The organism is Natronoarchaeum rubrum, from assembly GCF_024494695.1.
In genome coordinates this window covers 742,609-755,493 of sequence record NZ_JANHDP010000001.1, presented here as the reverse complement: position 1 = coordinate 755,493, position 12,885 = coordinate 742,609, and the positions used below count along the sequence as shown (strand labels likewise).

9 protein-coding genes are annotated in these 12,885 nt (G+C 65.9%); 4 read left to right on the top strand and 5 right to left on the bottom strand.

From position 1 onward, the window contains the following. Positions 1-99 precede the first annotated feature (99 nt). The 4 genes from NO931_RS03925 to NO931_RS03910 all read left to right on the top strand — a co-directional run bounded on the left by NO931_RS03925 (position 100) and on the right by NO931_RS03910 (position 3,917). Positions 100-1,236 (top strand): S24/S26 family peptidase, encoded by a 1,137-nt coding sequence (locus tag NO931_RS03925; RefSeq protein WP_256391317.1) that lies wholly within the window; start codon positions 100-102, stop codon positions 1,234-1,236. Then, on the top strand, positions 1,233-2,495 hold the full coding sequence (locus NO931_RS03920) for a DUF5305 domain-containing protein (protein ID WP_256391316.1): 1,263 nt from the start codon (positions 1,233-1,235) through the stop codon (positions 2,493-2,495). Before NO931_RS03925 ends, NO931_RS03920 begins: the two co-directional genes overlap by 4 nt. Before the next feature lie 47 nt (positions 2,496-2,542). Then, on the top strand, positions 2,543-3,265 hold the full coding sequence (locus tag NO931_RS03915; RefSeq protein WP_256391315.1) for a glycerophosphodiester phosphodiesterase: 723 nt from the start codon (positions 2,543-2,545) through the stop codon (positions 3,263-3,265). A gap of 277 nt (positions 3,266-3,542) precedes the next feature. Continuing rightward, a complete protein-coding gene (locus NO931_RS03910) occupies positions 3,543-3,917 on the top strand; it encodes a DUF5658 family protein (protein WP_256391314.1) in 375 nt (124 codons plus the stop codon). Positions 3,918-4,196: 279 nt separating this feature from the next. Here NO931_RS03910 and NO931_RS03905 read toward each other — a convergent pair whose 3' ends face one another. The 5 genes from NO931_RS03905 to NO931_RS03885 form a co-directional block, all read right to left on the bottom strand. Then, the gene (locus NO931_RS03905; protein WP_256391313.1) at positions 4,197-4,598 is read right to left on the bottom strand and encodes a secondary thiamine-phosphate synthase enzyme YjbQ; all 402 of its coding nucleotides are present in this window, start codon (positions 4,596-4,598) and stop codon (positions 4,197-4,199) included. Between the two features lie 71 nt (positions 4,599-4,669). After that, positions 4,670-6,688: a SpoVR family protein gene (locus tag NO931_RS03900; RefSeq protein ID WP_256391312.1), complete on the bottom strand. Its 2,019-nt coding sequence runs from the start codon at positions 6,686-6,688 to the stop codon at positions 4,670-4,672. 16 nt (positions 6,689-6,704) lie between these two features. Continuing rightward, the gene (locus NO931_RS03895; RefSeq protein ID WP_256391311.1) at positions 6,705-8,018 is read right to left on the bottom strand and encodes a YeaH/YhbH family protein; all 1,314 of its coding nucleotides are present in this window, start codon (positions 8,016-8,018) and stop codon (positions 6,705-6,707) included. A gap of 1 nt (position 8,019) precedes the next feature. Next, positions 8,020-10,299, bottom strand: coding sequence for a PrkA family serine protein kinase (locus NO931_RS03890; protein WP_256391310.1), 2,280 nt, complete (start codon positions 10,297-10,299; stop codon positions 8,020-8,022). Further along, a complete protein-coding gene (locus NO931_RS03885; RefSeq protein WP_256391309.1) occupies positions 10,299-12,371 on the bottom strand; it encodes a PrkA family serine protein kinase in 2,073 nt (690 codons plus the stop codon). Before NO931_RS03885 ends, NO931_RS03890 begins: the two co-directional genes overlap by 1 nt. Positions 12,372-12,885: the final 514 nt, after the last annotated feature.

Sequence of the window (12,885 nt, the reverse complement as noted above, 5' to 3'; positions counted from 1 at the left end):
GAATTTTAAATAGATATAGTAATTAACAATACTATAGATGAGAAAATATCGGGCTGGGCCGTGGTCTCCTCAAATAGATGACTGCCACGGTCCGCACGTATGATCGGTAGCTCGCGCGTCAAAACGGTCGTCGGTGGGGCGGTGCTGATGCTGTCGGCGACGCTCGTCGTTGGCAGTCTGCTCGGCCAGCCCGTTCTGCTGTCCTACGTCGAGACCGACAGCATGGAGCCGACGTTAGCGCCCGGTGACGGGTACGTTTCGATTCCCGCCGAAGTCGCCGGTCCCGTCGAGGAGGGAGATATTATCGTTTTTCGGGCCCAGAAGCTCCACGGCGGCGGTCTCACAACCCATCGCGTCGTCGAGGTCACGGACCAAGGATACGTCACGAAGGGCGACGGGAACCCGTTCACTGATCAGGACGGGACCGAACCGTACGTCACAGACGGACAGGTCGTCGCAACGGCATGGCAGGTTGACGGCAATCCCGTCGTCATCCCGAATCTTGGAACGGGGGTCGAAGCGTTGAACGACGGCGTTGGCGCGGTACAGACGCGAGTGACCGGACTGACCGGGATACGCGCAGTACAGCACACTCACTGGTTAACGTTGCTGCTGTTCGGCGTCGGCGTCCTATCGCTCGTCGCCGGGTCGCTGAAGGATGAGGAACCCGGGCGCAGCCGCGATCGGGACCGTTCGCGTACCGGCGTTTACGACGGGCGTACCGTCGTGGTCGCCGTAGCGGCGGTCGTGTTCCTCGCCGCTGCCGGCAGCATGCTGGTCGCCGGCGGGACGCAGGAGTACGGCATCGTGAGCGCCGAGACGAACTCCGAGGCCGCGAACGTCATTCCGACCGGCGAAACTCGCGATCGATCAGTCACAGTCCGGAACAGAGGCGTCCTCCCCGTGTACGCCGTCACTGAACCCACAAGCCCAGGCGTGGATATCGCTCCGCGGCACCAGCGGGTCGGGTCTCGGGACGCTGCCGCAGCGACGCTGAGCATCACCGCACCGTCCGAGACCGGGTACTACGTCAGGTCGCTTTCCAGATACCAGTACGTCGCCGTCCTTCCGCGGTCCGTCGTGTTGGCGGCCCACTCGGTGCATCCGTGGCTAGCTGTCCTGACAGTTGCGTCCGCACTCGCGGGAGGGACGGCCGGCGCGCTACGAATAGCACTAGGGACTGGATCGATCCGAACACGGACTTCGAACGCTAGCCGAACGATCTCTCGACGATGACAGGCACGACTGACACGCCGGAGCAGCCGTCGAAAACGGTCGACGACACGCCGGGTGGGATCACACACAGAGCACGGGAGTTCGCTGCGACCCAGCTTCCACTCGTCGTTGCCGGGTTGCTGCTGCTTGCGGCGCTGGGGGCCGGCGTCACGTATGCGCCCCACGTCTCTCCCGGCGAACAGACCGAGAGCGAGGTCGTCGGAACGTGGTCCGACGCCGGTCGGTTCGACCACGCCGCGACGGTCCAGCGCGACACCGAGGTGTTCGCGAACGGAACCGAACTGGACGATCGGTCGACGTACTTCACGCGCGCCAGTCCGGAGCTGAACGTCGAGTACGCGTACCGTCATCGGGCGACGAAACCGGCTGCGGTGCGGACGAACCTGTCGCTCGTCGTCCGATCGACCGACGGAGACGACGTGCTCTGGGAGACGACCGAGCGTCTCGATCGAACGTCGTCCGGCGCGCTGGCGCCGGGCGAACGCCAAAACGTGACTGCGACCGTCAACGTCTCGCGAGTCCGCGACCGCATCCGACGGATCGAGACCGACCTCGGCGCTGCGGCAGGAGAACCATCGATCCGGGTCGTCGCGGTGACTGACGCGACCGTGACCGTCGCCGACGAGACCGTCGATCGCAACCGCGAAGACGTGCTGACGATCACGACGGACGGCGGTACCTACGACGTCACGTCCGAGGGCGGGAGTTGGTCGGACGACGTGACTCATCAGCGGACAGTTCCGGCCGAGTACGGCCCGCTCCGGTCGCTGGGCGGGCCCGCACTGGCTCTCGGTGCGATCGCGGGGCTGGTTGGTCTGGGGTGGGCGCACCACACCGGTCGTCTCGGCATCGACCCGCAGCGACGCCGTCGCCGCGCTGTCCGTCGGGAGCGCGAAGAGTTCGACGACTGGATCACCGTCGGGCGGTTGCCCGACGATCTGGGCGGGCGAACGACAGTCGAGACCGAATCGCTCGAAGGGCTGGTCGACGTCGCCATCGACAGCGACCGGCGCGTGGTCGAGGACCCATCGACTGGACTGTTCGCCGTCCTCGACGGCGACGTCGCGTACACGTTCGATCCGCCCGGTACCGACCTCGTTCCAGTCGAGGATTCTGAGCACGTCTCGGAGTCCGACGCCTTCGATGAGACCGAGCCTGCAGATGACGGCGCTGAACCCTCCGATCCGGAGGTTACGGACATCAACGACCTGCTGGGCGACGATTTCGACGTCGAACCACCGCCGTCGGCCGACGAATAGATCGCGACTCTCGGGAGACGACAGTCGTCCTCCCGGGAGACATTTAGGTGAGTGCCAGCCGAAGGGGTCGCCGGATGGAGATCGCCCACCGCGGCTACGCCGCCGAGGCGCCCGAGAACACGATCGCCGCGCTCCGGCGGGCCGGCCGGCGCGCCGACGCCGTCGAGATCGACATCCGACGGTGCGGGTCGGGAGAGCTCGTCGTGCTCCACGACGCCGAGGTGGATCGGCTCACCGACGGGACGGGCCAAGTCTCGGAGCTGTCGCTGTCTGAACTGCGCGCGCTCGACGTGCTCGGGTCGGGCGAGTCGATCCCGACGCTCGACGACGCGCTCGCGGCTGTTCCACAGGGTGTCGCGGTCAACGCCGAACTCAAGGCGTCGGGGATCGCGGCCGACGCGGTCGCCGCCCTCGACGCGGTCGCGAACCGGGCGATCGTCTCGTCGTTCTCCGAGCAGGCGCTGCGGGAGACTCGGGCCTACTCGGCGTCGATCCCGACGGCGTATCTCGCCGACCGGCTCCGCGATCGTCCGGTGACGACCGCCGTGGAACTCGACTGCCAGTTCGTCCATCCGCGATTCACGCTGTGTTTCTACTCGCCGCTGGTCGCCCGCGCTCGCGAGCTCGGCCTCGGCGTCAACGTCTGGACGGTCGACGACCCGCTGGTCGTCCGAGCGCTGTGTCGCCTCGGCGTCGACGGCGTCGTCACCGACCGGAGCGGCGTCGTGCCGGACCGTTACCGCACCGTCGCCGGCGTTCGCGAAGCGTAGGCGGGTCCTACCGGCCGAGACGGCGCTTGTCGGCCGCAAACGACGCTGATCGAGGGAGATCTCGTTTCCCTGATCCTCGAACGCGTCCTGATACCGTCCCGGTAACCGCTCGCTTCGCAACGGTATGGTAAATATATCAATCAGGCCATCTCCCGTCAGCCGAGCGTACCGGCCGCCGCTCTCGCGGAGGCCGTCGCTCAACAATGATCTGGGGGGATCGTCGACGGCGTCGAGCGTATCACGAGGTTCGAATACCGCGTTCGGAGGTGCGAGAGCCGTGACGCCGGGCAGCGACGTGTTGCTCGGCGGCGTCGACGCCTCGCCGTCGCGCTGGCTCGCCAGCGTCGGCTCGCTGTGGGGGCTGGCGATCGCCGTCTACGGCGTCGGCGATCTCGCCTCGACGCTGGTTGGACTGCAGCTCGGCGCCAGCGAGAGCAACCCCATCCCCGCGGCGCTGATCGAACTTGCACCCGGATTTCTCGGCGTTGCTCTCCTGCTGACGCTCTGGAAGGCGGTGACGATGGCGGCGTTCGCGCTCGTCGCCTGGCGCCTGCCCGCGCCGTACGCCGCCGCCATCCCCGCCGGCCTGTGTCTGATCGGCCTGACCGTCGTCAGCTGGAACGCGTCGGTCATCCTCACCGTGTCGACGTGACGCCGCACCGCGATCGCACCCGGCCCACCACGTTGCTGCGCGACGATCGTCTCATTCTCGTCGCGGGCCTTCTGGGGCTGACCGCGTGGCTCCGATTCGATGCCGGAGCCGCGCCGGTCTTGCTCACGACAGCCGGCAGCGACACCCTCCAGCGCCTCATCGCGCCGGGCTCGCTGGCGGCGTCGCGCGAGGACGCGTCGGCGTCACACGGAGGCGTGTTGGCGTCGAGTCGGGGTCACGAAGCGTCCCGTCGGCAGCGTCGGCGCCGGACGCCGATGCTCACTCGCCGACGACGGTCACCGTCACCTCCCGCGATCGCGGACCGTCGAACTCCAGCAGGAGTATCGACTGCCAGCGCCCGAGCGCTAGGTCGCCGTCCTCGACCGGGATCGACTCGCTCGCGCCGACCAGCGTCGCGCGCAGGTGCGAGTCGGCGTTCCCGTCGAGCTGGTCGTGGCGGTGGCCCTCGTCAGGGACGAGCTCCTCGAAGAAACCCTCCGTGTCGTCGCGAAGCCGCGACTCGTTCTCGTTGACGCTGATCCCCGCGGTGGTGTGCTGGACGAACACGGTGCAGATCCCGGTTTCGACGTCGTCGGGGATCGACGCCGCGACGTGATCGGTCACGTCGACGGTGTCGGTGCGCTCGTCGGTCGAGACATCGAATGAACTCGTCGTAGCCATGCGTGAATGGTCGAACCGCGATCAAAAAGACGCGTCGGGGCGATTCCGCCGGAGCGCCGGAAGGTGCCGGGTCAGGCCAGCCAGTCGTCGGGCTTGGTGTCGTAGTCGACGTCGCTGGCGGCGATATCCTCGACCTCTTCCCAGGGGAGTTCGCGCTCCTCGAAGGTCGACCCGTCGTAGCGGATCAGCAGGCCTTGCTCCTCGGGCTCTGGCTCGCGGTTCCGGCGCTTGGCGACCTCGATGTCGTGCTCGTCGACGGTCTTGACGATCGTCATCAGGTTCACCGGGCGCCCCCAGAGGTCGAAGACGCGTTCGAGCGTGCGCTGGGCCTGCTCGATGTCGAGCATGACGCCGTTGTACCGGTGCGCCAGCAGCAACTCGTTGCGGTTGTTGTAGTTGCCGTCCTGCACGACGATCGTCGGCTTCCCGAAGTTAGTGAACTGCAGCAGGAGCTTCTTCTTGACGTCCTCGTAGTCGGTGCTGGCGACGCGGTTCTGCCCGGCGGCCTGAGAGTACTCGTAGGTGAAGTACTCATTCTCGTCGACGAACTCCTGGGTGAGGAACTCGTCGAGGAAAGTCACGTCGTTGTGGCTCTCGCGGATCTCGCGCATCCGGTCCCAGCCCCGCGCGTGGTCGATGTCGTCGAGCGCCTCGTCGACGCTCTCGTACACCGCGTCGTCGAACAGGTACCGCCCGATCCGTTCGAGTTCCGACTGACCGACGCGCTTGAGGAAGCCGCGGTTCTGGCGCTTGGTCAGCGAGTAGTGCCGGTGTGCGAGCCCCTCGTAGGTCAGCACCTTCCAGGGGTACTTGTCCACGTCGATCTCGCCGTCGCGCGCTCGCTGGAGCGCCTCGCGGTCGACGTACTCGTCCGGCAACTCGGCGACGGCGTCCAGCGTGTCGCTCGTGATCGAATCGAGCGCGTCCGGGGGCTCCAGTTGCTCCAAGATGTCGTCGAAGTCGACCGTGTCGGCGACGTTGCGCCACGAGATTCCCTCGACGCGCAGTAGCTTGTCGAGCACCTCGCGGCGGTTCGTCGTGTTCTCGACGTACTCCCAGAGCTCCTTGCCGAGCTTGTAGGGGTTCAGCCCGGGCGAGCCGAGCACGCGCGCCTGGTGGTCGGCGTAGCTGAGGAACTCGTCGGCGCCCGCAAAGGCCTCCTCGCCCATCATCATCGACTCCCAGTAGGCGGCCCACCCCTCGTTCATCACCTTCGTCATCTTCTGGGCGGCGAAGTAGTACGACTCCGCGCGCAGCATCTCCATGATGTCGCGCTGCCAGGGCTCGAACTCGACGGCCTTGCCGGCCTCCTCGTCGTACCGCTTGCCGTGTTCCCGGAGGAACGCGATGACGTCCTTTTCGGGCGTCTCGGGGAAGGATGCGGCCGCGCCGTCGCCCTCCTGGTCCTCGACCCACTCCTCGTCGAACACTTCTTCGAGCACCTCGTCGCTCAGATCCAGTTCGGAGAGCTTCTCGGCGAGGTCGTCGTCGAGCTCCTCGTCGTCGGCGTCGGGCCCGCCCAGCAGGTGCGACGCCGAGAACGTCTGGTGCTGGTCGATCGTGTCCTCCAGTGTGAGCACGTTGTCGATCCAGCGCTCGACTTCGGCCTGCTCGACGTCCGGGTCGGCCATGTACTCGCGGATCGACCGGCCGTGGCGCTCTAACATCGCGGCGGCGTCTACCTCGTCGTCGCCCCGCGCGTCGGTGAACATGCCGAACCACTCGTTGTTCGCGAAGAAGTCGGCGTGGGCCTCGACGTGCGTGATGACGGCTTTCTGGTCGGCGAGCTCGTTGGACTCCTGCAGGAAGGCGTGCGAGGGGTTGTCGTTGTTGACGATCTCGAACGCTTTCCCGCCGCCGTACTGGCCTTGCTTCTGTTGTTTGTCGTACTGCATCCCCCAGCGCCAGTGGGGGTAGCGGTGCTGGAACCCGCCGTAGGCGATCAGCTCGTTCATCTCGTCGTAGTCGACGATCCAGTAGTTGACCGGGTACGGCGCCAGCCCGAGCTTCTCGGCGAGCAGCCGCGCCTCGTCGACGGGTTCCTGCAATTTCGATGCCTCGCGCTTGGCCTCGTAGCGGTCGAAACTCATGGGTTCACCTGGGTGCTCACTGTTCTGCCTCCTCCTCGGTCGAGAGGATCTCGTAGATGGCGTCGGTCACGTCGTCCTCGCTGGAGACGTACGCCACCGCAACGTCGTCGCCGTCGCCGAAGTGGCTCTCGACCTCCTCGGCGTGGGTCGCGTTGATCGCGTTGCCGCTGGGCTGGGTCTCCACGTACGCGTGGAGGTTCGCGGGGATCTGCTCCATCAGCGGAACGACGCGCTGCTCGGTGTCGTTCGAGGAGTTCTCGCTGTCGCCCGCCGCGAACACGTAGCGGTTCCACTCGTTCCAGGGGTACTCCTCCAGCAGTTCGGCGGCCAGCTCGTACGCCGAGGAGATTTTCGTCCCGCCGCCCGAGCGGATGCCGAAGAACTCGTCGCGTTCTACCTCCCAGGCCTCGGCGTCGTGGGCGATGTAGACGAACTCGGCGTTGTCGTACTTGCCCTGCAGGTACCAATCCAGCGGCGTGAACACGCGCTCGACGAGTTCGCGCTTGTTCTGGCGCATCGACCCCGAGACGTCGCGGATGTTGAACACGACGACGTTCTTCTCGCGCTCCTCGATGATCTCCGGATGCCGATACCGCTCGTCTTCGCGGCGGAACGGGACCTGCTTGATCCCCTCCCAGCGGATCTTCTGCTGGACGGGCTCGCGGTCGACGTTGTCCTCTAACTCGTCGATGCTCGACCACGTCGTCCGCTCGTCCCGGGGGACGTCGTCGTACGCGTCGTCGATCCACGCCTTCGAGACGGGGACGTTCTCGCCGCGCGCCCACTCGAAGGCCCGATCGGGGCCCCACCCGTCGATCTTGAGCACCTCGCGGAGGAACTCCTCGTCGAAGTCCATCGCGAGCTTGCGCTTGAGCCCTTCCTTGAACATGCGCTCGAAGTCGAGCGTCGAGTCGGGGCCGGTCCGCGTCAGATCGGTGAAGGGGCCTTCCTTCTCCTCGATCACCTTCTTGCCCTTCGGATCGAGTTCGAGCCCGAGTTCCTCGTCCAGCTCCTGGGCGAACTCCTCGGGGTCCATCTCGTAGTACTCGTGCTCGGCGCCCTCCTCGCCGGGATCGCCCTCCTCGTCGCCGTCGCCCGGCTGGGGCTGTGGCTGGCCGACCGGGTCGCCGACGTCGGCGTCGCCCTGTCCGACGCCGCCCTGGTCGCGCTGGTCGTACTCGAACTCGGGGAGGTCGACGATCTTGATCGGGATCCGAACGTCGTCCTTCCCGCTCGATCCGAGATCGCCGTACTGGATAAAGTCGGCCAGATCCTCGCGGCGCTTTTCCCCGACTTCCCTGAATCGTTCGAGGTCGTCTTGCAGTCCCATGCTAATCCCACTTGTAGGCGATCTGTCCGACCACGTGGCGACTCGTCAGTTCAGCCGACGCCTCGCTGTAGTCGAACAGATCCGTCATGTTCTCGATCGTCCGTTCCTTCACGGTCGCGGTCTCGGTGTCGGCCGGCGGGTCGTCCCACTGGCGCGGGTCGAAGTCCTCGTGGATGCGCGCGACGTCGTCCCAGTCGTAGCTCTCCAGCAGCGAGCGGATGATCGGAATCTCGGTCAGGTCGACGTCGCTCACCGAGAAGTCCTCGTCACGGCGCTCCCACGCGTGTCGGTTCAGCGCCGTGATGATCTTCTCGGTGCGGAACTCCCGGACCGCGGGACCGGGCTCGTCGCCCGCGTAGTTGTCCTCGGAGAACCGGCCCATGTGCTCGATCTCGAACACCTTCATCTTCAGCGGGTCCGGCTCGACGCGCTCGCCCCGATCGTTGGTGATGCGCTCGTCGGTCGCCCAGGCGTACACGTGCTGGATGTACTCCTCGACGGTCGAGGTCTCGACGCGCTTGTCCCGCATCATCGCCTCCAGAACGTCGTCTTCCTGCTGCTGGAACACGTAGTTCTTCACCGGCACGACGCGGTTCTCGAACTCGGTGCGCTCGCCCGCCGAGAACACCGGCGCGTCGTCGAGATCTTCGGCCATCGCGTTGAGCACGTCGCGGGGCATCACGACGTCCTGAACCGGCAGCTCTGTGTGGTGGCGATCCCGCTCGGTCTGGAGCAGGCTCGCCAGCTCGTCCCGCGTGTAGGTCACCGGGATGCCGTGCTCGCCGCTCGTTTCGTCCTCGAACTCGAACTCGTCTTTCTCGATGCGCTCGTCGCCGTCCTGCAGGTATCCCCGATCGAACAGGATCGCCTTGTCGACCAGGTCGACGCCCGCTGGCAGGTCACCGTCGTCGAGTCGCGTGACGACGGCGTACATCGCGGCGGCCTCGACGGCGTGTGGCGCCAGCTCGCGGTCGGTGATCTCGCCGTCGGCGTCGCGCACCCGCAGCGAGATCGACTCGCGGATCTTCTCCGCGAGCTCCTCGTACTCGCGGGCCTCCCAGACCTCGTTCTCGCCGGTCAGCTCGCGCCGGATCAGCTCGGCCTCCAGCGAGTGGTTGGTGAGGTAGGTGAACTCGTGCTTGTCGAGCCGCCGCTTCAGGGCCTTCAGCGGGTCCGTCCCGTTGCGGTCGGCGTGCTGGTTGAGCTGGGCGTCGAGATCGGGGTTCGAGATGATCAGCATCTGCGTGTCGATGTCCATCCCGATCCCCTTGTCGAGCTTCACGGTGCCCTCGTCGGGCACGTTCAGCAGTTTCTGGAGCAGATCGGCGTGCTGGGCGGCATCCTCGACGATGGTAAGCAATCCGTTGCCCTGCGAGAGCACGCCGTCGTAGCTGAACGCCTGCGGGTTCTTCCGCCCGCGCGAGTCCAGTTCTTGGAGCATTCCCTGCATCCACGAGCCGACGAGCCGCTGCTTGGGATGCCCCTCGTCCTCGGAGTGGAGCACGCCGATTCCCTGTCCGACGCCGACGACGTAGTTCTTCACCCGCAGGTGCTGGGGATCGGTGATCGTCGCGAACAGCTCCTCGGCGCCGTTGCGGCGGTACTGCTCTTCGAGGTACTCGTAGGCCTCCCGCGAGAACGGATCGAGACGCTGGTCGACGTGGAGGTCGATGTGGTCCTCGGTCGACTCGTTGAGCTCGGCGAGTAGTTCCTCGCGGACGTCGTCGGGGAACACCGACAGCGGGTGGACCTGCACCGGGCTCTCGTACCAGTCGTCCTCGTCCTCGACGGCCTGGTCGCCGTAGCTGAGCCCGCGGCTCTCGACGGCGCCCTCGACGTTCCACTCGACCGTGTAGCGGCGTCCTTCCGGCGTTTTCGAGTACTCCCGGAGGCCGTTGATCAGGCAGCGCTTGAGCTCGGATTTGCCGGTCGCGGTCGGGCCGTCGAACCAGATGATCTTCTCGTTTTTCCCGCGCTCGGCCGCGATCGTCCGGAGGTCGTCGACGAACGCGTTGAGCACCTCGGTGTTGCCGAGGATGGCATGCTCGCCGTCGTTGTGCGGATCGTCGAAAAAGCGGTAGCGCTCCGCCTCCTCGCCCTCCTCGACGACCGTCCGGGTGCCGGCGGCCTCGATCGCCTCCAGCAGGTACTTGCTGGCGTGGGAGGCGATCTTCGGGTTCTCGAACACCTGGTCGACGTACTCCCCGAGGCTCATCGGCTCCTCGTAGGCGCCCTCCAGCGCGCGGTCGGCCGCGGTGACGTACTCGTCGCCTCGACTCATTATTCCTCCAGCTCCGATTTGGCGACCTCAGCGCCGGCGAACTCTAGCACCTCCCGCGCGCCGTCCTCGCTGTACCCCTGCTCGATCAGCGCGTCGATCCACTGGTTGCGCTCGTCGTCGTCGAACTCGTTTGCGCTCACCAGGGCGCTGAAGTTGATGTTGTGCTTCTTGTCCTCCCAGAGCTTCCGCTCGAGGGCGCGACGCAGGCGCTCGTTGTCCTGCGGGTTGAACGCTTCGCCCTCTCGCGCTCTGCGCGACACCCAGTTCGAGACTTCCTGGCGGAAGTCGTCCTTGCGGTCCTCGGGGATCTCCAACTTCTCCTCGACCGAGCGCAGGAACGTCTCGTCTGGCTCCTGCTCGCGGCCGGTGAGCTCGTCCTCGACGGTGTCGTCGTCGATGTAGGCCATCACGTGGTCCATGTACTTCTCGCCCTGGCGCTGGATCTCGTCGACGTCGTAGGCCAGCGCGTGACGGACATCCTCGATGGCGCGCTCGCGGTACTCCTCGCGGACGGTTTCCAGGTAGCGGTAGTACCGATCGAAGTTCTCCTCGGGGATCGAGCCGTGGTGTTCGAGGTTCTCCTCGAAGAAGTTGAACACCGTCAGCGGCGAGAGGAACCCGCGCGAGCGGTGCTTCGAATCCATGATCGCCTCGGCGATCTCGTCGCCGATGAACCGGGGCGAGATGCCGTCCATCCCCTCGCCGATCTCGGCCTTGGATTCGGCCTCGTCGCGGAGCTTCTTGATGTCGATGTCGTCGGCCTCGTCGACCTCGCCGTTGTACGCCTTGGCTTTCTGGAGGAGATCCACGAGCTCGGTGTCGGGCTCCTCGATCCGCGTCAGGACGCCGAACAGTCCCGCCATCTCCAGGGTGTGGGGTTCGACGTGGATGTCGGGCACGTCGGCGTTGCCCAGCATCTTGTCGTAGATGTCGGCCTCGTTCTCGTAGCTGAGGACGTACGGGAAGTCGATCCGCTTGGTGCGGTCGTTGAACGCTTCCATCTTCTCGTCGCCCTTCTTGTCCTTGTACTCGGGCATGTTCGTCCGCCCGACGATCACCTGGTCGATGTCGATCCGCGGGTTGGACTTGGGCTTGATCGTCTGCTCCTGGGTGGCGTGCAGGAAGTCGTAGAGGAACTCCCGCTGGAGCTTCAGCAGCTCCTCGCCGGAGAACACGCCGCGATTGGCGTTACAGAACGCGCCCGAGTAGTCGAACGCGCGCGGGTCGGACTCGCCGTAGACGGCGATCTTGCTGTAGTTGACGTCGCCGGTCAGTTCGGTCTCGTCCTGGTTCTTCTTGTCCTTGGGCTCGAACGTCTCCAGGGCCTGGCGCTTGTTCTCGTCGGCGGTCAGGCGGACGATTTCGACGTGGTTCGCCAGCACCTCCTTGAGGTCGTCCTCGTAGTGCGCGAGCAGCCGGTCCATGTAGAACTCGCTTTCCGGATCGAGCGACTGCTCGTTACGGATCGTGTACGGCGCGTCGAGGCGCTCGTTGATCCCTTCGATCACCGACTCCCGTTGCTCCTGTGGGAGCAAGACGAGCGGATCCTGGTTCATCGGCGACCGGACCGTGTCGTCGGCGGGGTCCTGATCGTCGATCACGCTACAGAGGTTCGTCCACCGGAACGTGTACATCCGGCCCTCGTCCCGCAGCGTGTAGTCCTCGAAGTACTTGCGGACCTGCTTGTCGAAGTGGGACTTGCCCGACCCGACCGGTCCGAGCAGGAGCTTGATGCGGCGCTCGGGGCCGAGCCGCCTGGCGCCGCTTTTGACCTTGTTGACGAACTCGTGGATCGACTCGTGGACGACGCGACCGAAGAATCGGTTCTCGCCGTCGTGGAGCGGATCCTCCGAGGCCAGGCGGTACTCGACGACGCCGGTCTCCTCGTCGTACTCGGTACCGTAGTGGTCGAACATATCCGCCACCCGCTGGTGGGCGTTCCGGGCAATCTTCGGGTCCGCGTAGACCTCGTCTAAGTACCACTCGAAGGACTTGGTCTCCCGGAGGTCTTCGGGCATCGACTGCCTGTACTCCTGGCTCAGTTCGTCGAGGGTCTCTGTATCTCCTGACATTGTATCACTGGCGGCCGAGTTCCACCGTAGGGCCCCGCAGGGGCGGTCGTCCGCGAGAGATCGTCTCGCAGGGCGGCGTTCGAAGCGTGCCGACGCCACGCCGCGACGTGGCCGACGCTCGACGGACGCAACCGTCCGGCGCGACGAAGACGCGGTGCGCCGGCGGGACGAAGGCGCCGCTGGCGGAAGGCATCGTCCGCGCGGCGCCGCGAGGGCGAGGGTCGCGTTGGTCTGTCATGTGGTGTCGTTCCCCAAACCTCTCCGCGAGACGACGGCTTCGGCGGCGAACGACGACACGATACGACGCGAACGGGCTCGGGTGCGGGGTCCGGCGGGCGGCCACCGGGGCGTGTACTATGTACGGGAGTCACGACGTATAAGTGTGTCCCCAAACCCTATTTACCAGCATACTTTCTCTTATAAAGCTTGTCGATATCGTGTCGGTCGAGCCGGCGACGGTGGTACCTCGTCGGTTGGTACGTGACCGCAGTTTATAACCAGCGGGGGCGGCGCC